Below are 24,740 nucleotides of genomic sequence, written 5' to 3' on the forward strand. Positions count from 1 at the left end.
CCGGACGCTTCGGGGGTGTATATAGGGATGGTTTCAAGCCCCGCAAGCGCCCGATGCGGGCATTTTGCGCGCGATTAACCGGCCGCCGTCCAGCCAGGGTTTCGTATTCGCGGGTGGTGAAGTCGATCGGCCGACCCACCATCATCGCCGCCCCGGGTCGTGCCCGCGGCCCGGACGATCGTTCTGCTCTGCCGCTGGCTGAACAAAGCCCGCACCCCCCCTTGCCTGCGACCTTGGGGCGCTTGCCCAAGCCGTCGGCCGCGATCATAAGGGGAACCGGTGCCCGTCACAATCGGCGGGACCGCGTCAGGCGGGCCGTGCGGGAAGGAAAGACCATGGAATTTGAACGACTGATCGCACAGATGCGGCGCCTGGCGTTGCAGGCCGGAGCCCGGATCATGGAGATCTATCAGGCCGAGGATTTCGAGGTTCGCGCCAAATCCGACGATTCGCCCGTCACCGCCGCCGATGAGGCCGCCGACGCGCTGATCAGCGCGGGGCTGTCCCAGGCCTTTCCCGACATCCCCCTGATCACCGAGGAACAGGCGGCAAGCCATGCCCGGACGGCGCAGACCTTCCTGATCGTCGACCCGCTGGACGGGACCAAGGAATTCGTGCAGCGGCGCGGCGATTTCACCGTCAACATCGCCTATGTCGAAAACGGCGTGCCGCGGCTGGGCGTGGTCTATGCCCCCGCAAAGGGGCGGCTGTTCTATACCACCGCCGACGGCCGCTCGGTCGAGGAGACGGGACCGTTCGGGGACACGCCCGGCCAGGTCGTGCCCATCGGCGTGAACCCGATCCCCGACAATCGCGGGCTGATGGTGGTGGCGTCGAAATCGCATCGGGATGCCGCGACCGACGATTACATCGCCCGATACGCGGTGCGCGACATGACCAGTGCCGGATCCTCGCTGAAATTCTGCCTGGTCGCGACCGGAGAGGCGGATCTCTATCCGCGCCTGGGCCGCACGATGGAATGGGACACGGCGGCGGGCGACGCGGTGCTGCGCGGCGCAGGCGGCGAGGTCGTGCGCTTTGACGACCACACGCCCTTGGCCTATGGCAAGCCGGGGTTCGAAAACCCGTTCTTCATCGCCTTCGCGCCGGGCGTGCTGCTGGTGAAAGCCTGATGACGGTCCTGATCGTCATTCCCGCGCGCCATGCCTCGACCCGCTATCCGGGCAAGCCGCTGGTCGATCTGCGCGGCGCGTCGGGCCAGGCGCGCAGCCTGATCCGGCGCAGTTGGGACGCGGCCATGGCGGTATCGGGCATCGACCGGGTGGTGGTCGCCACCGACGACGACCGCATCCGCGACCATGCGCGGGGCTTCGGCGCGCAGGTGGTGATGACCGCGACGACCTGCCGCAACGGCACCGAACGCTGCGCCGAGGCCGTGGCCAATCTGGGCCTGACGCCTGAAATCGTGGTGAACCTGCAAGGCGACGCGCCCCTGACCCCCGCCTGGTTCGTCGAGGATCTGGTGGCCGGGCTGCGCGCCGATCCCGGCGCCGACGTGGCGACCCCGGTGCTGCGCTGCACCGGGCGGATGCGGGCCGACCTGATCGCCGACCGCCATGCGGGCCGCGTGGGCGGGACCACGGCGGTCTTCGGCCAGGACCGGCAGGCGCTGTATTTTTCCAAGGAGGTGATCCCCTTCGCAGCCGGTCCCTATGGCGACGACGATCCCAGCCCGGTCTTTCACCATGTCGGCGTCTATGCCTATCGCCCCGCCGCGCTTGCCGAATACGCGACCTGGGACGAAGGCCCGCTGGAACGGCTGGAGGGGTTGGAGCAGCTGCGTTTCCTGGAACGCGGCCGCCGGATCCTGTGCGTCGAGGTCGAATCGCGGGGCCGCCAGTTCTGGGAATTGAACAATCCCCAGGATGTGCCGCGGCTGGAGGAGATGATGCGGAGGATGAATCTGGACTGAATCCCTTGTTTTTCCTCGATCGGCAGTATTCGTTGTAAAACAGACGCGCTTTTCTGCAATTGCATTGGCGCCAAGCTGCCGACGCCGCTATGATCCGCTTGCAGATGCAGCGTTTGTGGGTGACTTAGCGTTAAGCTGCGTCCGGCCATTGTCCGCCGCGAAGATCGAAAAAGGTGTCAGTACGATGACTCGCAAAGTAACCAAGGCCATTTTCCCCGTGGCTGGTCTGGGGACACGGTTCCTTCCCGCCACCAAAAGCATCCCGAAAGAGATCATGACCCTGGTCGACCGGCCGCTGATCCAATACGCGATCGACGAGGCGCGGGCCGCCGGCATCACCGAGTTCATCTTTGTCACCTCGCGCGGCAAGGGCGCGCTGGAAGATTACTTCGACCATGCGCATGAACTGGAAAGCAGCCTGAAGAAATCCGGCAAGACCGAGTTGCTGGAGACCCTGCGCGGCACCAACATGGAATCGGGCGCCATCGCCTATATCCGCCAGCACAAGGCGCTTGGCCTGGGCCATGCGGTCTGGTGCGCGCGCCGCCTTCTGGCCGATGACGAGCCCTTCGCGGTGGTGCTGACCGACGACGTGATCATGGGCGAACCCCCCTGCCTGCAACAGATGATCGAGGCCTATGGCGAGACCGGCGGCAGCATGGTCGCCACAATGGAGGTCGCGCCCGAAAAGGCCCAGGCTTACGGCGTGCTGGACGTGGCCGAGGATATGGGCGCCATCGTCAGGGCGCGCGGCATGGTCGAAAAGCCGCCCCTGGGCACCGCGCCATCGAACCTGGCGGTGATCGGCCGCTATATCCTGGCGCCGACGGTGATGCAGAACCTCAACAAGCTGAAGGCCGGGTCGGGCGGGGAAATCCAGTTGACCGACGCCATCGCCGACGACATCGCGGCGGGCCGCGACGTGTTCGGCCTGCGCTTCCGGGGCCAGCGTTTCGACTGCGGATCGAAGGCGGGCTTCCTGCAAGCCACCGTGGCCTTCGGCCTGGAGCGCGACGAGCTGAAGGAAGAATTCGCCGAATACCTGCATGACATCATGTCGATGCGCCGGGCGGCCGAATAAACGCATGTCGCAGACGGTATTGGTGACGGGGGGTGCGGGCTATATCGGCTCGCACGCCTGCAAGGCCCTGGCTGCGGCGGGCTATGTTCCCGTCACGCTGGACAACCTGTCGACCGGCTGGCGCGATGCGGTGAAATTCGGTCCCTTCGTGCAGGCCGATCTGCTGGACCGCGCGGCGCTTGACGCGGCCTTCGCCGAACATCGTCCCGCCGCCGTGCTGCATTTCGCGGCGCTGAGCCAGGTGGGCGAGGCGATGGCCGAACCGGGAAAATACTGGCGCAACAATGTCAGCGGATCGCTGAACCTGATCGAGGCCGCCATTGACGCCGGCTGCCGGGATTTCGTCTTCAGTTCGACCTGCGCCACCTATGGCGACCGCGACGGCGAGGTTCTGGACGAGGATACGCCACAGGCGCCGCTGAACGCCTATGGCGCCAGCAAGCGCGCGATCGAGGATATGCTGGCCGATTTCAGCGCCTCGCACGGTCTGCGCTCGGTGATCTTTCGGTATTTCAACGTCGCGGGCGCCGATCCTGACGGAGAGGTGGGCGAACACCATCGCCCGGAAACGCATCTGATCCCGCTGATCCTGGATGCGGTGGACGGCAAGCGCGCGGCACTGACGGTGCATGGCACCGACTATCCGACCCCGGACGGCACCTGCATCCGCGACTATGTGCATGTGATGGATCTGGTCGATGCGCATGTCCGGGGCCTGGAATGGCTGCGCGCGGGCAAGGCCAGCCGGGTCTTCTGCCTGGGCACCGGCGAGGGTTTTTCGGTCCGAGAGGTCGTGGACGCGACCCGCCATGTCACCAACCGCCCGGTGCCGATGGTGGACGGTCCGCGCCGGGGCGGCGATGCCGTCAAGCTGGTCTGCGGCAGCACCCGCGCCAAGGCGGAACTGGGCTGGCAGCCGCATCGGTCCACCATGAGGCAGATGATCGCGGATGCCTGGCGGTGGCATCAGAACGGCTCCTATCAGGCGTGACCGGCGGCCCGGTCCCGGCGCTGCGGCGGGCCTGGTCGGTCGGGCGCCCGGCGATGGCGGCGATGATGCTGGACCTCTAGGTGTTCAGTCCCGGCATCTGGTGGATCGGGTTTAGGATGAATCTGTCTGGCTCTGATGTCCAGATCTTGCAGATGTATTCGTAGGGCGTGAGGCCGCCGAGGGTCTTGAGCCTACGCGCGAAGTTGTAGGCTGCCATGAAGTCGGCGAGATGCGTGCGGAGCTCGTCGTGGCTGGTGTAGTGAAAGCGTTTGACGGTGGCGTCCTTGATCGTGCGGTTCATCCGCTCGACCTGACCGTTGGTCCACGGGTGGTTGGGCTTCGTCAGGCGGTGCTCAATGCCGTTGGCCTCGCAGATCATGTCAAAGCGCATAGGTCTGGAATAGATGGTGTTCCGGTTCCGAGGCTGCTCGGCGAACTGAATACCGTTGTCGGTGAGGATGGTATGGACCTGATAGGGCACGGCTTCGAGCATGTGCTGCAGGAACTCCCAAGCTGTCTTCCTGTCCGCCTTGTCGACGAGCTGGGTCACGGCAAACTTGCTCGTGCGGTCAATGCCGACGAACAGGTAAAGCTTGCCTTCAGCAGTCTGCACCTCGGCGATGTCGATATGAAAGAAGCCGATAGGGTAGCGCTTGAACTTCGACCGTTTCGGCTTGTCGCCTTCCACGTCGGGCAGTCGAGAGATGCCGTGGCGCTGAAGGCACCGATGCAGCGCTGAGCGTGTCAGGTGTGGAATTGATGGCTGCAGGGCATAGAGGCAGTCGTCCAGCGGCAAAAGCGTGTGCAGCCTGAACGCGACGATGGCCGCCTCCTCGGCTTCTGTCAAAACCGTGGAGCGTGGCTCCTTCGGCCCTGTCTTGAGATCATCGACCGTCGCTCGCTTGCGCCACTTCGCCACTGTCTTGGGGTTAATGCCGAGCTCCCGGCTCAGCGTCGCGAGCGAAGCTTGCGATCGTTGTATTGCAGCTCTGACGGCGTGCGTGGTCGTGGCGCTCCCGTGACGAACCTGGCCCATAATGCTTCCCTCCATCCCTGAGAAAGGATCGCACCATCAAACCGTGGGATCAAACACCTAGCCGCGCGGCCTGCCGGACCGGGTCCAAGCGGGACCGCAGGCGGGCTATCACCCCTGCAACAGCGCCGCCAGTTCCGCCTGCTTTTCGCGCACCAAAGCCGCGTCGCCGTCGGATTCCAGGTTCAGCCGCACCACCGGCTCGGTGTTCGACTTGCGCAGGTTGAAGCGCCAGTTGCCGAAATCCAGTGACACGCCGTCCAAGTCGTCGCGGCTGTCGGCCTGCGCTTCGTATTTCGCGATCAGCCGGGCAATCGCCGCATCGGGGTCGTCGATGTGATAGTTCGTCTCGCCCGAGGACGGGTAGAGCCGCATCCGCTCCTCCAGCAGTTCGGCCAGCGTCTGGCCCTTGCGCGACAGCAGCTCGATCATCAGCAGCCAGGGGATCATGCCGCTGTCGCAGTAATAGAAGTCGCGGAAATAATGATGCGCCGACATCTCGCCGCCATAGATCGCGCCCACGTCGCGCATCTTGCGCTTGATGAAGGCATGGCCGGTCTTGCTGACCACCGCCTCGCCGCCCGCTTCCTCGATCATCGCCTTGGTGTTCATGATGACGCGGGGATCGTGGACGATCTTCTCGCCCGGCGATTTCTCCAGGAAGGCCGCGCCCAAGAGGCCGACGATATATTCGCCGGGGATGAAGCGGCCGTTCTCGTCGAAGAAGAAGCAGCGGTCGAAATCGCCGTCCCAGGCGACGCCCAGATCGGCGTCTTCCTCTTTCACCTTCTCGACCGTGACGGGCTGGTTCTCGGGCAGCAGCGGGTTCGGGATGCCGTTCGGGAAGCTGCTGTCGACGTTGTGGTGCATCCGCACGAAGGTCAGCGGCGCGCCGCGCCTTTCCAGCTCGGCCGCGATGGCGTCGAAGGTCGGCCCCGCCGTGCCGTTGCCCGCGTTCACCACGATCTTCATCGGTTTCAGGACCGAAACATCGACGAAATCCGCCATCGCCTTGGCATAGTCCGCGCGGGCTTGGCTGAAATCGGTGACGCTGCCCTTTTCGGCCGGCGCAAAGACGCCGCTGGTCGCCAGTTCCACGATCGGCGGCAGTTCGGTGGCCGGATCCAGCGGCGCCGATCCGCGCCCGACGATCTTCATGCCGTTGTAGTTGATCGGGTTGTGCGAGGCCGTCACCTCGATCCCGCCATCGGTGTCATGAAAGCCGGTGTGGAAATAGACCTCCTCGGTTCCCGCCAGGCCCAGATCCAGCACATTCGCGCCGCCATCCGTCAGCCCCTCGATCAGCGCGGCGGCCAGTTCGGGCGAGGTTTCGCGGCTGTCGCGACCCACCACGACGCGCCTGGCCCCCCGCGCCTGCGCGAAGGCCCGGCCGATGCGATAGGCCACGTCCGCGTCCAGGTTCTTGCCCAACTCGCCCCGAACGTCATAGGCCTTGAAGCAGGTGATCTCGCGATGGCCCAGGTTGCCTTTGTCGCTCATGGGGTAAATCCTTGCTGAACTGCGGAACAGACCAAGCGCTAGCAGGACGCCATGGAATTTCAAGGCGCATCTGGTCCTTCTGGTCTAGGTGACGCGAAACGCGAAGGGCGCTAGAACCGTTCCCGACCAAGGAGAATGCCGATGGACGCCAAGACCCTGATCGCCGCCTATTACGACGCCTTCAACGCGGGCCGCACCGACGAGATGCTGGCCCTGCTGCATGATGACGTGGAACACCATGTCAACGAAGGCGGCATCCGCAAGGGCAAGGCGCTGTTCGCCCAGTTCAACCGCCACATGACCGACAGCTACAAGGAGAGCCTGACCGACATGGTGATCTTCGCCAATGAGGCGGGCGACCGCGCGGCGGCGGAATTCGTGGTCAACGGCACCTATCTGAAGACCGACGAGGGCCTGCCGCCTGCGAAGGGCCAGACCTATCGCCTGCCTGCGGGAACGTTCTTCACCCTCCGCGACGGCAAGATCGCGCGGGTGACGACCTATTACAACCTGGCCGACTGGACGCGGCAGGTCAGCCAATGACCGTCACGACGCGCGTGCTGACCGGCGAGGCGCTTGGCGCGGCGTTGGAGGATGTCGCGCGTCTGCGGATCCGGGTGTTCCACGATTTCCCCTATCTCTATGACGGGGATCAGGATTACGAACAGGACTATCTGCGCGCCTATCAGTCGCCCGGCGCGGTGGTCGTGGCGGCGATGGACGGCGCCCGCGTGGTCGGCGCCGCGACGGGCGCGCCGATGGTCGATCACGCCGCCGATTTCGCCGCCGCCTTCGCCGACCGACCCGAGCCGCTGGACCAGATCTTCTATTGCGCGGAATCGGTGCTGCTGCGGGACTATCGCGGCCGGGGCATCGGCCATGCGTTCTTCGACGCCCGCGAAGCCCATGCCCGCGACCTGGGTCTGACCTACAGCGCCTTTTGCAGCGTGATCCGCCCCGCCGACCATCCCGCCCGGCCGGCCGATTACCGCCCGCTGGACGAATTCTGGCGCAAGCGCGGCTACGCGCCGCTGCCCGGCGTCGTCGCGCGGTTTTCCTGGAAGGATCTGGGCGAGGCGCGGGAAACCGAAAAGCCCCTGCAATTCTGGATGCGCCCGCTGTGAGGATCGCCGCCGCCGCCTATCCCATCGACTGGTTCGACAGCTTCGCCGATTACCAGGCCAAGCTGACCCGCTGGGTCGCGGACGCGGCAGGGGCCGACCTGCTGGTGTTCCCCGAATACGGCGCGATGGAGCTTGCCTCCTTGGGCGGGCGCGCGGTGGCGGGCGATCTGGAGGCATCGCTGCACGAGGTCGCGCGGCATTGGCCGCAGGTCCAGGCGCTGCATCTGGATCTGGCGGCCCGCCATGGCTGCCACATCCTCGGCGCCTCGGGTCCGGTCTTTGCAGGCCCGCTCCCGGTCAACCGCGCGGTGCTCTATGGGCCGCAGGGCATCATCGGCCATCAGGACAAGCAGATCATGACCCGGTTCGAGCGCGAGGAGTGGGACGTGACCGGCGCCCCCGGCCTGCGGGTTTTCGAGACCGCGTTGGGCCGGATCGGCGTCCTGATCTGCTATGACAGCGAATTTCCCCTGCTGGGCCGGGTGCTGGCGCGGGCGGGGGCGGAACTGCTGCTGGTGCCAAGCTGCACGGATACGGTTGCCGGCTTCAACCGGGTGCGGATCGGGGCGATGGCCCGCGCGCTGGAAAGCCAATGCGTGGTGGTCCAGGCGCCCACGGTCGGGGCCTGCGACTGGATGCCCGCCCTGGACGTAAACCGGGGGCGGGCGGCGATCTATGGCCCGCCGGACGGGTTCTGGCCGGAAACCGGCATCATCGCCGAAGGTCCGATGGACCAGCCCGGCTGGGTCACGGCCGATGTCGATCTGGCCCGCGTGGCCGACAGCCGCCGCAACGGCGCGGTCCTGCCCTTCGCCCATTGGCCCGAAAGCGAAGGCGCTGGCCTGACGGGCACGGAAACCATTTCTTAAACAATTCGTTTTATTCATCCATGGCACTGGTCACTGCGCCTTTCAGTGCCATATTCCGCAGCTATGCTGCATATCACAGACACCATCACCATCGAGGAGTGGGAGCTGACCGAACAGTTCACCAGATCCCAGGGACCGGGCGGACAGAATGTCAACAAGGTCGAAACCGCGGTCGAACTGCGGTTCGAAGCCGCGCGTTCGCCCAACCTGTCCGACGCGGTCAAGCGCCGCCTGCAACGGCTTGCGGGGCGGCGCTGGACGCGCGACGGCGCGGTGGTGATCCTGTCGCAGGAAACCCGCAGCCAGGCTCGGAACCGGGAAATCGCCCGCGACCGGCTGGCTGACCTGATCCGGCGCGCGACCGAGGCCGCCCGGCCCAGGGTCGCGACCAAGCCGACCTGGGGCAGCCAGCAGCGCCGCCTGAAGGCCAAGTCCTCACGAGGAGAGGTCAAGGCCCTGCGTGGCAGGGTAGAGGAGGGCGAATGAACGCGATCGGCCAGTTGCTGGGCCTGCTGATCGGGCGACGGCCGCCTGCCTTGCAGGTTGGCGCGGTCTGCCGCTGCATCCGGACCGGCGATGTCGTCCTGATCACCAGCCGGGGAACCGGGCGCTGGGTGATCCCGAAAGGCTGGCCGATGGAGGGCAAGAGCCTGCCCGCCGCCGCCGCCACCGAGGCCTGGGAGGAAGCGGGGATCGAGGGGCGGGTGCAGGACGCCGAACTGGGCCGCTATCGCTATGACAAGGAACAGGACCGGGGCTTTTCCGTCCCGATCGAGGTTCGCGTCTTCCTGCTGGAGGCCGACCGCCAGCGCGCCGATTTCCCCGAGGCGAAGCAGCGCAAGCGCCGCTGGTTCGCCCCCGCTGACGCCGCGCGCCTGGTGGCGGAACGCGGACTGCGGGAAATCCTGCTTGCATTGCCGCCGATACCCGGCTGACAACGGAGCATGAGGCCGCCCGACCGCAAATTCGATGTTCTTGACCGGGATCTGCGGCGGATCACCGTCGCGGAATCCGCCCAGTTCCATGCTGTCCGCCCGGTCCTGCGGCTGGGCGCGGGCATTCTGCTGGGCGTGTCGCTGATCTTCCTGGCGCTGGGTATCACCGGCCAGCAACCCGGCCTGGTCCTGATCGGCGCTGGTCTGATCGTGGCGGGGTGGCTGGGGCTGTCGATCGGCGCGAACGACATCGCCAACGCGCTTGGCCCGGCGGTGGGGGCGGGGGCCATCGCCCTCGGACCGGGGCTTGTGCTTGTGGCGCTGGCGGAAGTCGCGGGCGCAACGCTGGCGGGCCATGTCGTGACGCATCGCTTGGCCGAGGGGATCGCGGACATCAGCGTGCTGGCGGGCGCGGGCGGGCAGATCGCGATGCTGGCCGCCCTGATCGCGGCGGCGGGCTGGATCACGGTTGCGACGGGGGCGAACCTGCCGGTCTCGACCTCGCATTCCATCGTCGGGGCGATTGCCGGGTCCGGGTTGGCGGCGGCCGGGTCGGCGGCGGTGTCCTGGGGCGGCATCGCCATGATGGCGCTGGCCTGGATCCTGACCCCCCTCGCCGCCGCGATCCTCGCCGGGGCGCTGCTGGCGCTGCTGCGGATCAAGGTGGCCGAGGCGCCGGATCGCAGCCACGCCGCCCGCGCCTGGCTGCCGCCGCTCATCGGCGCCATGGTCGGGCTGTTTACGGCCTATGTCGCGACGCTGGTTCCCGCCCTGTCGCTGCGGCTGCCCCAGGCGCTGCTGCCGGGCGCGGCGGCGGGCCTGGCGGCGATGCTGCTGATGCGCCGCCGCGTCGGGCAGATCCTGGCCGAGGCGGCGGGCGACCGGCCGGGCATGAAGCGGATCCTGCGGATGCCGTTGCTGTTCGCGGCCGTGATGATGGCCTTTGCCCATGGCGCGGGCGATGCGGGCAACGTGGCGGGGCCGCTGCTGGTGATCCTGTCGCCGCCGCATCGCGACCCCTTGCCCGTCCCGCTGCTGCTGCTGGCCGTGGCGGGCACCGCCATCGCCCTGGGCGCCCTTCTGTTCGGGCGGCGGCTGGTCGGCGTCATCGGCGAGGGGATCACCCGCCTGAACCCGGCCCGCGCCTTCTGCATCACGCTGGCGACGGCGATGATCGTGCTGTTCGCCTCGGGCTGGGGGCTGCCGGTGTCCTCGACCCATGTCGCCGTGGGCGGGGTCTTCGGCGTGGGCTTCGTGCGAGAGATGCTGGACCGCCGCGCCGACCGTCGGCGCGCGGCCATGCCGGTCGAGGAACGGCACCGCCGCCAGCTGATCCGCCGCAGCCATGTCGTGACGATCACCGTGGCCTGGGTCGTGACGGTGCCGATCACCGCGCTGCTGGGCGGGCTGTGCTGCCTGGCGATGCTGTGGTTGATGGGGGGCTGATGGGGGGCTGATGGGGGGCTGAGGGCGGGGTTACACCACCACGTCCATCCGCGCCTGGTTGTCCACGCCGAAGACCCGGCGATAGCGGGCGATCTCGTCCGCGGGGCCGGTGGCCTTGGCGGGATTGTCCGACAGCTTGACCGTCGGGCGGCCGTTGGCCGAGACCGCCTTGCAGACCAGGCTGAAGGGCGCCAGCCCGTCGCCCGCGACCAGGCCCCGGAAATCGTTGGTCAGCAGCGTGCCCCAGCCGAAGCTGACCTTGACCCGGCCATGGAACTGGTGGTGCAGCTCGACGATCTTTTCCACGTCCAGCGCGTCGGAAAAGATCACCAGCTTCCGGCGCGGATCCTCGCCCCGGTCCTGCCACCAGCGGATCGCGGTTTCCGCGCCCGCTGCCGGATCGCCGCTGTCGATGCGGATCCCGGTCCAGCCCGCCAGCCAGTCGGGCGCGCCTTTCAGAAAGCCCTTGGTCCCATAGGTATCGGGCAGGATCATGCGCAGGTTGCCGTCATGTTCCTCGTGCCAGTCGGCCAGAACCTCATAGGGGGCGCGGCGCAGATCCTCGTCCGTGTCGGCCAGGGCGGCATAGACCATCGGCAGTTCATGGGCATTGGTGCCGATCGCCTCGATGTCGCGGCGCATGGCGATCAGGCAGTTCGAGGTGCCGGTGAAGCGTTCGCCCAAGCCCTCGATCATGGCCTGGACGGCCCAGTCCTGCCACAGGAAGCTGTGCCGCCGCCTCGTGCCGAAATCGGCGATGCGCAGGTTGGGCAGGGTCCGCAGGATTTCGATCTTTTCCCACAGCCGGGTCATGGCGCGGGCATAGAGAACCTGCAATTCGAACCGGCCCAGCGTCGTCAGGACGGCGCGCGACCGCAATTCCATCAGGATGGCAAGCGCGGGAATTTCCCACAGCATCACCTCGGGCCAGCGGCCTTCGAAGGTCAATTCGTACTGGCCGTCGCGCTTTTCCAGCTGATAGGGGGGCAGGCGCAGGTTTTCCAGGAACTCCATGAAATCGGGGCGGAACATCTGGCGCTTGCCATAGAAGGTGTTGCCGCGCATCCAGGTGCTTTCGCCGCGCGCCAGCGACAGGCCGCGAACATGGTCCAGCTGTTCGCGCAGCTCTCCCTCGTCGATCAGGTCGGCCAGGCGGATGCGGGTGGTCCGGTTGATCAGCTGGAACCGGACCACCGTGTCGGGACGGTTGCGAAAGATCGACTGGCACATCAGCAGCTTGTAGAAGTCGGTGTCGATCAGCGACCGCACGATGGGGTCGATCTTCCATTTGTGGTTATAGACGCGGGTGGCGATGTCGACCATCGGCTTACTCCTGGGAAACGCCCGCGGCGCGCATGTCGGCGCGGGCACGATCAAGGCTGCCGTCCAGGTCGATGGCACGGGTGGCGGATTCGATCACGGTGGCGGTAAAGCCGAGTTTCGCGGCGTCGACGGCGCTCCAGGCGACGCAGAAGTCATGGGCAAGGCCCGCGAAGGTCAGATCCGCCAGACCCCGGTCGCGCAGGTATCCGGCAAGCCCCGTCGGCGTCCTGCGGTCGTTTTCGAAGAAGGCGGAATAGCTGTCGATGGCGGCCCGGAAGCCCTTGCGGATCACCAGGTCGGCCCGTCGCGTGTTCAGGCCGGGGTGGAAATCCGCGCCCGGCATGCCGATGACGCAATGGCTTGGCCACAGCACCTGCGGCCCATAGGGCATGTCCGTCACGCTGAACGGCGCCGCGCGTGGATGGTTGGCGGCGAAGCTGGCGTGATCGGCGGGATGCCAGTCCTGGGTCAGCACCACCGCGTCGAACCGGTCCATCAGCGCATTGATCGGCGCGACGATCTCCTCCCCGCCCGCCACGGCCAGCGCACCGCCGGGGCAGAAATCCACCTGCATGTCGATGACGATCAATGCCCGTTGCATTGGCTTCCCCCTTGCCTGCGACCATGCCTAGAAACTGCGCGGGGCGCGGTCAATGGCTTGCAAGACCGGGGTCGGCTGGCTAAGGCCGCATCCATGCTGATCGTTGCCGCCCTGTATCATTTCACCCGCTTCGAGGATCCCGCCGCGCTGAAGCCGCCGCTGGCCCGGATCGCCTGCGCAAACGGCGTGCGCGGCACGCTGCTGCTGGCGCCCGAGGGGATCAACGGCACCATCGCCGGAACGCGGGACGGCATCGACGCGGTGCTGGCCCATATCCGCGCGCTGCCGGGCTGCGCGGATATGGACTGGAAGGAAAGCCCGGCGGACCGGATGCCCTTCGGCCGGATGAAGGTGCGGCTGAAGCGGGAAATCGTGACGATGGGCCAGCCCGATGTCGATCCCCGCGCCTCGGTCGGCCATTATGTCGAACCCGCCGACTGGAACGCGCTAATCAGCGCCCCGGACGTGGCCGTGATCGACACCCGCAACGATTACGAGGTCGAGATCGGCACATTCGCGGGCGCGGTCGATCCCGGCACCCGGTCGTTCCGCGACTTTCCCGCCTGGTGGCAGGCCAACGCCCCGCGTTTCGCGGGCAAGCGCGTGGCCATGTTCTGCACCGGCGGCATCCGCTGCGAGAAATCGACGAACTGGCTGCTGTCCCAAGGGGTCGATCAGGTGTTCCACCTGAAGGGCGGGATCCTGAAATACCTGGAACAGGTGCCCGAGGATGACAGCCTGTGGCAGGGCGAATGCTTCGTCTTCGACGGCCGCGTCAGCCTGAGCCACGGCTTGCGGCCGGGCCGCCACGGGCTTTGCCACGCCTGCCGCCGCCCGCTGGCGCCCGAGGACCGCGCCCGCCCCGACTTCGAAGAGGGCGTCAGCTGCCACCGCTGCATCGGCGACTATGATGATGCCGCCCGCGCGCGGTTTCGCGACCGCCAGCGGCAGGTCGCACGGGGCGAGCTGTTCGCCCGCGACTGACGGTCCCTAGCGGCCCGTCCCCAGACCCCCCGCCGCGATCGCCGCCATGTTCAGGATGTCGTTCACGGTCGAGGTCGTGGAACAGATCTGGATCGGCTGCGGCACCCCGGTCAGGATCGGGCCGATCACCGTCGCCCCCGCCATTTCCTGCAACAGCTTCACGCTGATCGAGGCCGAATGGCGCGCGGGCACGACCAGGACGTTGGCGGGGCCGGTCAGGCGGCTGAAGGGATAGCGGGCCATGGATTCGGCGTTCAACGCCACATCGACGGTCATTTCCCCTTCATATTCGAAATCGACGCCCCGGCGGTCCAGAACCTCGGTCGCCCTGGCCATCTTCACGGCGCGTTCGCTGACCGGATAGCCGAAGTTCGAAAACGACAGGAAGGCCACGCGCGGCTCAAGCCCCAGGCCCCGCGCCACGGCGGCGCCGCGGGTGGCGATGTCGGCCAGATCCTCGGCCTCGGGCCATTCATGGACCAGCGTGTCGCCGATCATCACGATGCGGCCCTTGTGCAACACGGCGGTGATGCCCACCGCGCCGTCCTGCGGGCGCAGGTCGAAGACCGTGCCCAGCTGCGCCAGCACCGGGGCGTTCTTGCGCGTCGCGCCGGTGACAAGCCCGTCGCCATGCCCATGCGCCAGCATCAGCGCGGCGAAGACATGGCGGTCGCGGTTGGCCAGCTTGTGCGCATCCTCTCGGTCCACGCCCTTGCGTTGCAGGCGGGCGTATAGGAATTCGTGATACGCATCCAGATGCCGCGAATTCGCCGCATTGATCACGGTCAGTTCGCGCACCGCATCGGCAAGGCCCGCCGTCTCCAGCTTTTCCTTCACATCGGCCTCGCGCCCCACGACGAGGGCCTGGCCCATGCCGCCGCGCTGCCAGGCGACAGCGGCGCGCAACACGCGCGGGTCGTCGCCCTCGGCGAAGATCATCCGGGCCTGGCTCTGGCGGGCGCGGGCATGGATGCCTTGCAGGATCGCCGCCGTGGGATCCATGCGGTTCTTCAGCGACTGGACGTAACCCTCCATGTCGATGATCGGGCGGCGGGCGGCGCCGGTCTCCATGCCCGCGCGGGCGACCGCAGGCGGGATCACATGGATCAGGCGCGGATCGAAGGGCGTCGGGATGATGTAGTCGCGGCCGAATTGCAGCTTGCGGCCGTAAGCCACGGCGACCTCGTCCGGCACATCCTCGCGCGCCAGGGCCGCCAGCGCCTCGGCGCAGGCGATCTTCATTTCGTCGTTGATGGCGCGGGCGTGGATGTCGAGCGCGCCCCGGAACAGATAGGGGAAACCCAACACGTTGTTCACCTGGTTGGGATAGTCGGACCGCCCGGTGGCGACGATGGCGTCGGGGCGGACGGCATGGGCCTCCTCGGGGGTGATTTCGGGATCGGGATTGGCCATGGCGAAGATCACCGGGTTGTCGGCCATGCTGGCGACCATCTCCTGCGTCACCGCCCCCTTGGCGCTGACGCCCAGGAACACGTCGGCGCCCTTCATCGCGTCCTCCAGCGTGCGGGCCTCGGTCACGACCGCATGGGCCGATTTCCACTGGTTCATCCCCTCGGTCCGGCCCTGCCAGATCACACCCTTGGTGTCGGCCATGATGCAGTTCTCGTGCCGCGCGCCCATGGATTTCAGCAGTTCCAGGCAGGCGATCCCGGCGGCGCCGGCACCGTTCAGGACGATCTTCACCTCCTCGATCTTCTTGCCCGACAGTTCCAGCGCATTGAGCAGGCCCGCCGCGCAGATCACCGCCGTGCCGTGCTGGTCGTCGTGAAAGACCGGGATGTCCATCAGTTCCTTCAGGCGCTGCTCGATGATGAAGCATTCGGGCGCCTTGATATCCTCAAGGTTGATACCGCCGAAGGTCGGCCCCATCAGGCGCACGGCGTTGATGAATTCGTCCGCGTCCTCGGTGTCCAGCTCGATGTCGATGGCGTTCACGTCGGCGAAGCGCTTGAACAGCACCGCCTTGCCCTCCATCACCGGTTTCGAGGCCAGCGCGCCGAGGTTCCCCATCCCCAGGATGGCGGTGCCGTTGGAAATCACCGCGACCATGTTGCCCTTGGTGGTATAGTCATAGGCGGTTTCCGGGCGGTCGGCGATGGCCTGGACCGGCACGGCGACCCCCGGCGAATAGGCCAGCGACAGGTCGCGCTGCGTGGTCATCGGGGTCGAGGCCACCACATCGAATTTCCCCGGACGCGGCTCCATGTGATAGGCCAAGGCCTCCTCGGGGGTGACGCGGGCGCTGCGGGGGGTCTTGTCGGACATTCTGTTCCTCCGGGGATGGTGGACCCGTTTAACGTCGCGTCACCGCTGGCTCAACCGCCTTCGCGGGCAAATCTGTCTTGCCGGGACGCGCGGGAATGTCGGGTCAGACCTGGATATTGACGAAGCTGTCGCGCAGGGCGGCGGACCAGGCCGCGCTCATCCGGGCGAAATCGGCGTCGCCGTCCAGGATGCGGCGGCGGCTGGTCACGGCGCAGGCGCCCTGTTCGATGATCGCCAGGTCCAGCGGCATCCCCACCGACAGGTTCGACCGCAGCGTCGAATCCATGGACAGCAGCACGGCCTTCTGCGCATCGGCCAGGCTGGTCGCGGGCGTCACCACGCGGTCGAGGATCGGCTTGCCGTATTTGTGTTCGCCGATCTGCAGGAAGGGCGTGTCCTCGGTCGCCTCGATGAAATTGCCCTCGGGATAGATCAGGAACATGCGCATGTCGCCGCCCGCACGCTGGCCCGCGACGATCATGCTGGCCGATGCCTGCTGGCGCAGGTCGCGGCATTGTTCGGCGATTTCGCGGCGGGTGCGCGCCAGCGTGTCGCCGATGATGGTCGCGACCTGCAACAGGGTCTGGGCCTTCATGATCGAGGTCGTCTCGTCCGCCATCTCGTCATGGATGGCCTCGTTCAGGCGGGCCAGCGTGGTCTGCGTGACCGACAGCGACCCGGCGGTCATCACCACGATGGCGCGCTCGCCCGGCTCCTCGAAGAAGAACATCTTGCGATAGCAGGCGATGTTGTCCAAGCCCGCATTGGTGCGCGTGTCCGACAGCAGCACCAGTCCGGCATTCAGCTTCAAGCCGACGCAATAGGTCATGGCTGCGTCTTTCCCGTGATGATCGCAGGGCAATCTAGTGGCGTCGCCACCCTGCCGCAATCGGTCCTTTTGCCTTGGTCCAAATATCCGCGGGGGAGTCCGCCCTTGCGGACGGGGGCGGCAACCCCCCCCTTCCCGTCAGCTTTGCGTCTGGCTCTGGCTCTGGAACCGCTCGACTTCTTCGACATTCACGGCGACGTCCAGCGTCTCGATCCCCTGGCCCGCCGCGATGCCCCGGATGGGCGCGGCGTCGGGCGCATCCAGCCCCGATCCCAGCCGAACATAGCGTTCGTCGGGGCAGCAGCGGTTCGCCGGGTCGAAGCCCACCCAGCCCAGCCCCTGGACATGGATCTCGGCCCAGGCATGGGCGGCCTCATGCGCCTCGCCCCCGGCGGTGCTGTGCAGATAGCCCGAGACATAGCGCGCGGGCAGGTCGCGCAGCCGGGCCACTGCGATCAGCGCCTGGGCATGGTCCTGGCAGACGCCTTCGCCCTGGGCCAGGGCCTCGGCGGCGGTGGTGTGGAACTCGGTCCGCCCCGGCCGATAGGCGATCGCCTCGGACACCGCCGCCGACAGCCGATGCGCCAGGCCCAGCGGATCCGAGGCATCCGTGACCCCGGCCGCCAGATCCCGCAGCGCCTCGTCGGCCCTGGTGGCCGCCGTGTCGCGCAGATAGGCCAGCGGATGGATCAGTTCGCGATGCCCGCGCAACACGCCGGCGGTATCGCGCGTCTCGACCCGGCCCGATGTGGCGACGATCACCTCCTCGGTCGGGCCGCGCACGGTCCAGCCTTCGATCCAGTCGCCCGCGCCGTCGCGGAAACCGGGGCCGCGACTGCCGCCCGACACGTCGATCACCCAGTCATGGGTCCGCTGCCCTTCGAAGACCGAGGGCGTCAGCCGCAGGCTTTGGACCAGGTTCCTGACCGGCAGGTCATAGCGGTAAACCGTCTGATGAACGATGCGCAGCTTCATCACGACCCTCCCAGCAGGTAATCTTCGTGGACCAGGGTCGAGATCGTGCCGATTTCCCCGATGAACCAGGTCAGGAATTCGTGCAGCCCCTCGTCGAAGATCATGTCGATGTCATGGGCCTGCAACCGGCCCAGCACCTCGCGCGCCTTGTCGCGGGCATTGGTGGGCACGGTGTCGCCGTATCGCTTGGCGATGCCTTCCAGGTTCCAGACCGCCTCGTACAGCGCGGTGATCAGCGACCGGGGGCTTTCGCCGTTCAGGATCAGGAAATCCGCGACCCGGCCCGCGGTGATGTCGCCGCCATAGGCCCAGTGATAGGACCGATGCGCCGACAGCGCCCGCAGGATCACCTGCCAATGATAGGTGTCCAGCCCCGATCCCACGAACTCGATCCGGGGCAGCAGGACATAGTATTTCACGTCCAGCAGCCGCGCCGTGGCGTCCGCGCGTTCCAGGCCATAGCCCAGGTTCATGAAATGCCAGCCGTCGTTGCGCAGTTGCGTGGCGTTGATCGCGCCCCGCACGGTCGAGGTGTGGCTGGTCGTGACATCCGTCAGCGACGCCATGTCCAGCGTGTCGCGCGGCGTCCGTTCGATCCGGCGCAGATCCTGATAGGCCATGTTCAGCGCGTCCCAGACCTGGCTGGTCAGGGCGGTGCGCACGATCCGGCCCGCCTCGCGCGCCTTTTCGATGCAGGCCATGACCGAACCGGGATTGTCGCGGTCGAAGAAGATGAATTCCTCGATATTCTCCTGGCTGATCTCGCCGTATTTCTCGGCGAACAGATCGGCGGAACCGGACGCCTGCAACAGCGAGTTCCATTCGTTCTGATAGCCCGAGGCGGTATTGGGCAGCAGCGTGATCCGCTGACCCACATCCAGCAGGCGGGCGGCGGTGTCGGCGCGTTCCAGGTGGCGGCCCATCCAGAACAGGTTCGCGGCGGTGCGGCTGAGCATGTGCGTCCCCTTCCTATTCCGACAGAACCCAGGTGTCCTTGACGCCCCCGCCCTGCGACGAATTCACGACAAGGCTGCCCTCGCGCAGCGCCACGCGGGTCAGCCCGCCCGGCACCAGTTCGATCCGGTCGCCGCACAGGCAATAGGGGCGCAGGTCGACATGGCGCGGCGCCAGCCCTTCCTCGACGAAGGTGGGGCAGGTGGACAGCGCCAGCGTCGGCTGGGCGATATAGTTGCCGGGATCGGCCTCGATCTTGGCGCGGAAGGCCTCGATCTCTTCTTTCGTGGATTTCGGGCCGACCAGCATCCCGTAGCCGCCCGATCCGTGGACCTCCTTCACCACCAGATCGGCCAGGTTTTCCATGACGTGTCGGTAATCGTCGTCCTTCCACAGCGTCCAGGTCTGGACGTTCTGCAACAGAGGTTCCTCGCCCAGATAGAAGCGGACCATTTCCGGCACGAAAGTATAGATCGCCTTGTCGTCGGCCACGCCCGCGCCCGGCGCCGAACAGATCGACACGCCCCCTGACCGATAGACATCCATCAGCCCCGGCACGCCCAGCAGCGAATCGGGGCGGAAGCACAGCGGATCCAGGAACGGATCGTCGACCCGGCGATAGATCACATCGACGCGCTTCGGCCCCTGGGTGGTGCGCATATAGACGAATTCGCCGTCCACGAACAAATCCTGCCCCTCGACCAGTTCCACGCCCATCAGGTTGGCCAGGAAGCTGTGTTCGTAGTAGGCGCTGTTGAAATGGCCGGGCGTCAGGATCACGCAGGTCGGCCGGTCGTGGCATTTCGCGGGGGCCACCGATTCCAGCGTGCGGCGCAGCAGGTCGGGATACTGGTCCACCGGCTCGATCCGGTTGCCCCGGAACAGGCCGGGGAACATCCGCATCATGATTTCCCGGTTCTCCAGCATGTAGCTGACGCCGGACGGCGTGCGGCAATTGTCCTCCAGCACGAAGAACTCGTCCTTGGCGGTGCGCACCAGGTCGATGCCGATGATATGGGAATAGACGCCGCGCGGCGGGACGACGCCGACCACGGCCTTCTCATAGGCCTCGTTCTGATAGACCAGCCGGGCGGGGATGCGGCCCGCGCGCACGATCTCGGCCCGGCCATAGACATCGCGCAGGAATGCGTTGAGCGCCCGCGCCCGCTGCTTGATGCCGCGTTCCAGGCGGCGCCATTCGGCCTGTTCGAAGACGCGGGGCATCATGTCGAAGGGGATCAGCCGGTCGGGGTCGCCGCCCTCGCCATAGACGGCGAAGGTGATGCCGATTCGCCGGAACAGGGCCTCGGCCTCGGCCTGCTTCATCTGCCGGAAATCCGCCGGCATGGTCTCGACCCATTGGCTGAGCCGTGCATAAGGGTCGCGAACCTGCGATCCCTCATACATCTCGTTGTAAGACGTCATAGATCCCACCCGCTAAAACCGGACCCCTTCGCGGGCCTTCTTCCTGACAATGATCAGAGACGGATTTTCCCAAGTCCACAGGGGAATGGCCTGCCCTGCGCGAAAGTTCCGCAGATCGGGATCGCGCCTTGGGCAGGACGGGCCAGACGCTGCGGCCTCTGCCGCGATTTTGGGCAGGATGAAGGCGGTCCGAGGGGCCTTGACGGGGTGGACGGCGCTTACCGGATGGTAACCTTTTTCCTTTAGGCCCGACCGGGACAGCGCAGAGGACCGACATGCCTACATTGATCGTCAACGACGCCGACGCCGAACTGATCGTCACCATCCAGGATGCGCGCATCGACGCGGCCATCGCCACGCGGTTCAAGGATCGGCTGCGCGAAATCGTGCTGCGCGGCCGCAAGCCGGTGCGGCTGGACATGCGGCGCGTCGATTTCATGGACAGCTCGGGCCTGGGGGCGATGATCGCGGTGCGCAAGGCCCTGCCCGAATCGCTGCCTCTGGTGCTGGAGGGGCTGACCCCGAACGTCGAACGCGTGTTCCGCCTGACCCGGATGGACAGCGTGTTCGACATCCGGCCCGCCCCGCAACAGCAATAGCATCCGCTCCCCAGACAGGAGTCGTTTTAATGAGTTCCACCGAACGGCAGAACGCCGGTCCGAAACCCCGATCGCTGACCCGCTCGCAGCCGATGTTCCACCGCGTGCTGCAAGCGGACCCCCATGACGTGCGCCAGGCGCTGAAGGATCTGCGTGCCTGCTTCGCGCCCCATATCAGCGCCGACACGATGGGCCGGCTGGAACTGGTCCTGGCCGAGGTGATGAACAACGTGGTCGAACATGCCGACCTTGCGCCGCTGCCGGGGGGGATGTCGCGGTCGATCCATCTCTGCGTGGTCATGCACGACAATGGCCTGTCCTGCGCGATCACCGACGACGGGGGCCGGCTGCCCGCCGACTGCCTGCTGCCCCGCAGCCTGCCGGTGATGGATCCGCTGGACCTGCCCGAAGGCGGCTTCGGCTGGTGCCTGATCCAGGGGCTGACGCAATCGCTGTGCTATTACCGCGAGGACCAGCGGAACTGCCTGGCCTTCATGGTCCCCTATCGGCAATCTCAGTTCAGCGGACCCATCAGCGGATAGCGCCCGTCCTCGAAATCGCCGAACATCTCGAACACCTCGGGGTGGTCGAGGGGTTCGCCCGAATAGTCCGGGACCAGGTTCTGTTCCGAGACATAGGCGACGTAATAGGTCGCCTCGGTTTCGGCATACAGGTGATAGAAGGGCTGGTCCTTGGCGGGGCGCACGTCCTCCGGGATGGAATCATACCATTCCTGGGTATTGGCAAATTCGGGATCCACATCGAAGATCACGCCGCGGAACGGCCTGTTCCGATGGCGAACCACCTGGCCCAATCCGTATTTGGCGATGCGATGCTGTCCGTGCATGGATATTCCGTAAGGCTTCAGGCCGGTCTGCCGGGCGTTTTAATCCGATACGACGATTCTGTCCATCGGATCGCCAGCATTTGCACGATGCCGTGGGGCAAGTCCGCCACAGGCCCGGCCCTATCGGGCGGGCGCGTCCGCCCCATCCTCGGGCAGCAGCGGCACGGTCGACATCGCCATCTTGGCCGACCCTTCGGTCAATTCGCTGGCATGGGCCAGATAGACCAGAACCCGGTTTTCCGCGTCATAGATGCGCTTGACGCGCAGCGACTTGAACAAAAGCGACCGGCCTTCGCTGAACACATCCTCGGGGCGGCCGGGGCGCAGGCCGCTGACATCCACAGCGCCGGTTCGGCTGCACTGGATGGCGCTGTTCGACGGATCCTCGAACCAGTTTCCCTGGCTGAGCCGGTCCAGCACGGATCGTTCGAAATAGGCCAGGTGGCAGGTGACGCCGCCGACCGCCGGGTCGGCCACCGATTCGATCACGATATCGTTGCCGACCCAATCGACGCCGATCTTGGCGATCTCCTCGGCCTGGGCCAGGGCGGGTGCGATCAGCAGGGCAAGGGCGATCAGTCGCACGGCAAATCCTGTGGTTCCAGCGGCACACGGCCGTCATCGGTCAGCAGATGAACCGCGCCCCGTTCGACGACCACCGCGCAGAGCGGACGGCCATAGGCCGCGCCCCCGTCGACGTTCAGGCGGTTACCGTAATGGGTGGCGGTCTGGATCGCGGTATGGCCATGGACGACCAGCGGCCCGTGATCCACGGGGCTGTTCAGGAAACCCTGCCGGATCCAGACCAGATCCTCCTCGGCCTGGTCTTGCAGATCGACGCCGGGGCGGACGCCCGCATGAACGACCAGGGCCAGCGGATGCAGGAAATAAAGCGGCAGCGAGGCCAGGAAGGCCGTGTGGGCGGCGGGCACGGCGCGCTTGGCCTCGGCCAGCATCCGCTGGGGCGGTAGGGCGGGATCGACCCCATAGGACCGCAGCGTTTCCGGCGCGCCCAGGCCGGAATGCAGCGTCCAGTGCAGTTTCGAACTGAGCCCCGGATCCACCCAGTCCGGCTGCGAGAGGTATTGCGGCAGGAAGCGGTCGTGATTGCCGCGCGTGACGATCCAGGGCCGTCCCTGCGCCTGGCCGGTCATCAGATGGTCGACGACGCCGCGCGAATCCGGCCCCCGGTCGATCAGGTCGCCCACATGGGCGATCACCGCGTCCCGGCCGCCGTCGCGGAAGATGCGGTCATGCGCGGCCTTCAGCTGGTCCAGATGCCCGTGGACATCGCCAATGACATAAATCCGCATCACCGCCCCGTCGCAAGAAAAGCCGCGTCCCCTGCGTAAGGGGGCGCGGCGGGATCGTCAAACCTCGAACTGCAACCGGCGGGCTTGCAGGAACTTGCCGGTGGCCTGCAACGCCGCCAGGGCCGCGTCGCTGATCGCCTCGTCCAGGTACAGGATGGCGATGGCGTCGTTCCCCTCGGCCGACCGGCCCAGGGTGAAGTTGGCGATGTTCACGCCCAGATCGCCCAGCGTCGTGCCAAGCGCGCCGATCACGCCCGGCACGTCCTTGTTGCGGGTATAGAGCATGTGCTGCCCGACCTCGGCATCGACAGTGATGCCGCGAATCTGGATGAAGCGCGGCTTGCCGTCGCTGAAGACCGTGCCCGCGACCGACCGCTCGCGCGTGTCGGTGACGACGGTCAGCTTGATATAGCCCTCGAACACGCCCGCCTTGTCCTGGGTGGTGGTGGCCACCTGCACGCCGCGTTCCTTGGCCATGACCGGGGCCGAGACCATGTTCACGTCCGGGTTGGTGGCCTTCATCACCCCCGCGATCACCGCCGCGTTCAGCGCGTTCAGGTTCATGGTCGAGGCCACGCCGTCATACAGCACGTTGATCGCCTTGATCGGCTCGTCGGTCATCTGGCCCACGAAGGCGCCCAGATGGCCCGCCAGCTTGATCCAGGGCCCCATGACGGTGGCTTCCTCGGCCGTGACCGAGGGCATGTTCAGCGCGTTCTGCACCGCCCCGGTCAGCAGGTAATCCGACATCTGCTCGGCCACTTGCAGGGCCACGTTCTCCTGCGCCTCGGTCGTGGATGCGCCCAGATGCGGGGTCACGACCACGTTCGGCAGGTTGAACAGCGGGCTGTCGGTGGCGGGTTCCACGGCGAACACGTCGAAGGCGGCGCCCGCGACGCGGCCGTCCTTCAGCGCCTCGGCCAGGGCCTCCTCATCGACCAGGCCGCCGCGCGCGCAGTTGATGATCCGCACGCCCGGCTTCAGTTTCGCAATCGCCTCGCGTGACAGGATGTTGCGGGTCTTCTCGGTCAGCGGCACGTGGAAGGTGATGAAATCGGCGCGCGCCAGCAGGTCGTCCAGCTCGACCTTGGTCACGCCGAGTTCTTTCGCGCGATCCTCGGACAGGAACGGATCATAGGCCAGCACCTTCATGTGCAACCCCAGGGCGCGGTCGATGACGATGGACCCGATATTGCCCGCGCCGATCACGCCCAGGGTCTTGTTGAACAGCTCGACCCCCATGAAGCGGTTCTTTTCCCACTTGCCCGCATGGGTGCTGGCGCTCGCCTCGGGCAGTTGGCGCGCCACGGCGAACATCATGGCGATGGCATGTTCGGCGGTGGTGACGCTGTTGCCGAAGGGCGTGTTCATCACGATCACGCCCTTCTTGGACGCCGCCGGAATGTCCACATTGTCCACCCCGATCCCGGCGCGGCCGATCACCTTGAGGTTGGCGGCGTTCTGCAACAGCTTTTCGGTCACCTTCGTCGCGGACCGGATCGCCAGCCCGTCATACTGCCCGATCACCTCGGCCAGCTTGTCCTTGTCCTTGCCCAGCTCGGGCAGGTAATCCACCTCGACCCCGCGGTCGCGGAAGATCTGGACGGCGGTTTCCGACAGCTTGTCGGACACGAGAACCTTCGGCATGTCGTTCATCCTTTCATGCGGCATCCGGGCACAGCCTCTCGGATG

Annotated in this window: 26 protein-coding genes; 13 read left to right on the forward strand and 13 right to left on the reverse strand. The window is 66.5% G+C overall.

What is annotated here, in order from left to right; genetic code table 11:
* The first annotated feature begins 335 nt into the window (after window positions 1–335).
* From cysQ to galE, 4 genes are all read left to right on the forward strand, one after another.
* Entirely contained in the window at window positions 336–1,133 is a 798-nt protein-coding gene (gene cysQ / locus PXD02_RS01090) for a 3'(2'),5'-bisphosphate nucleotidase CysQ (RefSeq protein WP_275105147.1), read from the forward strand.
* On the forward strand, window positions 1,133–1,933 hold the full coding sequence (locus PXD02_RS01095) for a 3-deoxy-manno-octulosonate cytidylyltransferase (RefSeq protein ID WP_275105148.1): 801 nt from the start codon (window positions 1,133–1,135) through the stop codon (window positions 1,931–1,933). The genes cysQ and PXD02_RS01095 overlap by 1 nt, the downstream gene beginning before the upstream one ends.
* A gap of 184 nt (window positions 1,934–2,117) precedes the next feature.
* Window positions 2,118–3,014: a UTP--glucose-1-phosphate uridylyltransferase gene (locus PXD02_RS01100; RefSeq protein WP_126153943.1), complete on the forward strand. Its 897-nt coding sequence runs from the start codon at window positions 2,118–2,120 to the stop codon at window positions 3,012–3,014.
* Window positions 3,015–3,018: 4 nt separating this feature from the next.
* Window positions 3,019–4,005 carry a UDP-glucose 4-epimerase GalE gene (gene galE, locus PXD02_RS01105; protein WP_275105149.1) on the forward strand — a complete coding sequence of 329 codons (987 nt, stop codon included), beginning with the start codon at window positions 3,019–3,021 and terminating at the stop codon, window positions 4,003–4,005.
* A 76-nt stretch (window positions 4,006–4,081) separates the two neighbouring features.
* Here galE and PXD02_RS01110 read toward each other — a convergent pair whose 3' ends face one another.
* A complete protein-coding gene (locus PXD02_RS01110) occupies window positions 4,082–5,041 on the reverse strand; it encodes an IS481 family transposase (protein WP_275103905.1) in 960 nt (319 codons plus the stop codon).
* Between the two features lie 108 nt (window positions 5,042–5,149).
* On the reverse strand, window positions 5,150–6,538 hold the full coding sequence (locus PXD02_RS01115) for a phosphohexomutase domain-containing protein (protein WP_275105150.1): 1,389 nt from the start codon (window positions 6,536–6,538) through the stop codon (window positions 5,150–5,152).
* A gap of 141 nt (window positions 6,539–6,679) precedes the next feature.
* On the opposite strand from PXD02_RS01115, the gene PXD02_RS01120 reads away from it, so the two are divergent.
* From PXD02_RS01120 to PXD02_RS01145, 6 genes are all read left to right on the forward strand, one after another.
* On the forward strand, window positions 6,680–7,081 hold the full coding sequence (locus tag PXD02_RS01120) for a ketosteroid isomerase-related protein (RefSeq protein WP_275105151.1): 402 nt from the start codon (window positions 6,680–6,682) through the stop codon (window positions 7,079–7,081).
* Complete coding sequence (locus PXD02_RS01125; RefSeq protein ID WP_275105152.1) at window positions 7,078–7,662, forward strand: GNAT family N-acetyltransferase; 585 nt, start codon at window positions 7,078–7,080, stop codon at window positions 7,660–7,662. The genes PXD02_RS01120 and PXD02_RS01125 overlap by 4 nt, the downstream gene beginning before the upstream one ends.
* On the forward strand, window positions 7,659–8,531 hold the full coding sequence (locus PXD02_RS01130; protein ID WP_275105153.1) for a carbon-nitrogen hydrolase family protein: 873 nt from the start codon (window positions 7,659–7,661) through the stop codon (window positions 8,529–8,531). Before PXD02_RS01125 ends, PXD02_RS01130 begins: the two co-directional genes overlap by 4 nt.
* A gap of 63 nt (window positions 8,532–8,594) precedes the next feature.
* Entirely contained in the window at window positions 8,595–9,017 is a 423-nt protein-coding gene (arfB, locus tag PXD02_RS01135; protein WP_275105154.1) for an alternative ribosome rescue aminoacyl-tRNA hydrolase ArfB, read from the forward strand.
* Window positions 9,014–9,466 (forward strand): NUDIX hydrolase, encoded by a 453-nt coding sequence (locus tag PXD02_RS01140; protein WP_275105155.1) that lies wholly within the window; start codon window positions 9,014–9,016, stop codon window positions 9,464–9,466. The genes arfB and PXD02_RS01140 overlap by 4 nt, the downstream gene beginning before the upstream one ends.
* 9 nt (window positions 9,467–9,475) lie before the next feature.
* The gene (locus PXD02_RS01145) at window positions 9,476–10,912 is read left to right on the forward strand and encodes an inorganic phosphate transporter (protein ID WP_275105156.1); all 1,437 of its coding nucleotides are present in this window, start codon (window positions 9,476–9,478) and stop codon (window positions 10,910–10,912) included.
* Between the two features lie 30 nt (window positions 10,913–10,942).
* Here PXD02_RS01145 and pncB read toward each other — a convergent pair whose 3' ends face one another.
* Together pncB and pncA are read right to left on the reverse strand one after the other, a co-directional pair.
* On the reverse strand, window positions 10,943–12,235 hold the full coding sequence (pncB, locus tag PXD02_RS01150; RefSeq protein ID WP_275105157.1) for a nicotinate phosphoribosyltransferase: 1,293 nt from the start codon (window positions 12,233–12,235) through the stop codon (window positions 10,943–10,945).
* A 4-nt stretch (window positions 12,236–12,239) separates the two neighbouring features.
* The gene (gene pncA, locus PXD02_RS01155) at window positions 12,240–12,836 is read right to left on the reverse strand and encodes a bifunctional nicotinamidase/pyrazinamidase (protein ID WP_275105158.1); all 597 of its coding nucleotides are present in this window, start codon (window positions 12,834–12,836) and stop codon (window positions 12,240–12,242) included.
* 93 nt (window positions 12,837–12,929) lie between these two features.
* On the opposite strand from pncA, the gene trhO reads away from it, so the two are divergent.
* Window positions 12,930–13,820, forward strand: a complete 891-nt coding sequence (gene trhO, locus PXD02_RS01160; RefSeq protein ID WP_275105159.1) for an oxygen-dependent tRNA uridine(34) hydroxylase TrhO — start codon at window positions 12,930–12,932, stop codon at window positions 13,818–13,820.
* Between the two features lie 6 nt (window positions 13,821–13,826).
* On the opposite strand, the gene PXD02_RS01165 is transcribed toward trhO, so the two are convergent.
* The 5 genes from PXD02_RS01165 to PXD02_RS01185 all read right to left on the reverse strand — a co-directional run bounded on the left by PXD02_RS01165 (window position 13,827) and on the right by PXD02_RS01185 (window position 20,289).
* On the reverse strand, window positions 13,827–16,106 hold the full coding sequence (locus tag PXD02_RS01165; RefSeq protein ID WP_275105160.1) for an NADP-dependent malic enzyme: 2,280 nt from the start codon (window positions 16,104–16,106) through the stop codon (window positions 13,827–13,829).
* A 103-nt stretch (window positions 16,107–16,209) separates the two neighbouring features.
* On the reverse strand, window positions 16,210–16,935 hold the full coding sequence (locus PXD02_RS01170; RefSeq protein WP_275105161.1) for an Ntn hydrolase family protein: 726 nt from the start codon (window positions 16,933–16,935) through the stop codon (window positions 16,210–16,212).
* 138 nt (window positions 16,936–17,073) lie between these two features.
* Window positions 17,074–17,910, reverse strand: coding sequence for a transglutaminase family protein (locus PXD02_RS01175; protein WP_275105162.1), 837 nt, complete (start codon window positions 17,908–17,910; stop codon window positions 17,074–17,076).
* On the reverse strand, window positions 17,910–18,866 hold the full coding sequence (locus tag PXD02_RS01180) for an alpha-E domain-containing protein (RefSeq protein ID WP_275105163.1): 957 nt from the start codon (window positions 18,864–18,866) through the stop codon (window positions 17,910–17,912). Before PXD02_RS01180 ends, PXD02_RS01175 begins: the two co-directional genes overlap by 1 nt.
* Before the next feature lie 13 nt (window positions 18,867–18,879).
* Window positions 18,880–20,289: a circularly permuted type 2 ATP-grasp protein gene (locus PXD02_RS01185; RefSeq protein WP_275105164.1), complete on the reverse strand. Its 1,410-nt coding sequence runs from the start codon at window positions 20,287–20,289 to the stop codon at window positions 18,880–18,882.
* Window positions 20,290–20,564: 275 nt separating this feature from the next.
* Here PXD02_RS01185 and PXD02_RS01190 point away from each other — a divergent pair, with 275 nt between their 5' ends.
* On the forward strand, window positions 20,565–20,888 hold the full coding sequence (locus PXD02_RS01190; RefSeq protein WP_275105165.1) for an STAS domain-containing protein: 324 nt from the start codon (window positions 20,565–20,567) through the stop codon (window positions 20,886–20,888).
* Between the two features lie 29 nt (window positions 20,889–20,917).
* Complete coding sequence (locus PXD02_RS01195) at window positions 20,918–21,430, forward strand: ATP-binding protein (protein WP_275105166.1); 513 nt, start codon at window positions 20,918–20,920, stop codon at window positions 21,428–21,430.
* Here PXD02_RS01195 and hspQ read toward each other — a convergent pair.
* The 4 genes from hspQ to serA all read right to left on the reverse strand — a co-directional run bounded on the left by hspQ (window position 21,403) and on the right by serA (window position 24,695).
* The gene (gene hspQ / locus PXD02_RS01200; protein ID WP_275105167.1) at window positions 21,403–21,735 is read right to left on the reverse strand and encodes a heat shock protein HspQ; all 333 of its coding nucleotides are present in this window, start codon (window positions 21,733–21,735) and stop codon (window positions 21,403–21,405) included. The genes PXD02_RS01195 and hspQ overlap by 28 nt on opposite strands.
* Window positions 21,736–21,855: 120 nt before the next feature.
* Window positions 21,856–22,320 (reverse strand): CreA family protein, encoded by a 465-nt coding sequence (locus PXD02_RS01205; protein ID WP_275105168.1) that lies wholly within the window; start codon window positions 22,318–22,320, stop codon window positions 21,856–21,858.
* A complete protein-coding gene (locus tag PXD02_RS01210) occupies window positions 22,311–23,048 on the reverse strand; it encodes a metallophosphoesterase (protein ID WP_275105169.1) in 738 nt (245 codons plus the stop codon). Before PXD02_RS01210 ends, PXD02_RS01205 begins: the two co-directional genes overlap by 10 nt.
* A 57-nt stretch (window positions 23,049–23,105) precedes the next feature.
* Entirely contained in the window at window positions 23,106–24,695 is a 1,590-nt protein-coding gene (gene serA / locus PXD02_RS01215) for a phosphoglycerate dehydrogenase (protein ID WP_275105170.1), read from the reverse strand.
* Between the last annotated feature and the right edge of the window lie 45 nt (window positions 24,696–24,740).

Origin of the sequence: Paracoccus sp. S3-43 (assembly GCF_029027965.1) — a bacterium.
GTDB lineage: Bacteria > Pseudomonadota > Alphaproteobacteria > Rhodobacterales > Rhodobacteraceae > Paracoccus.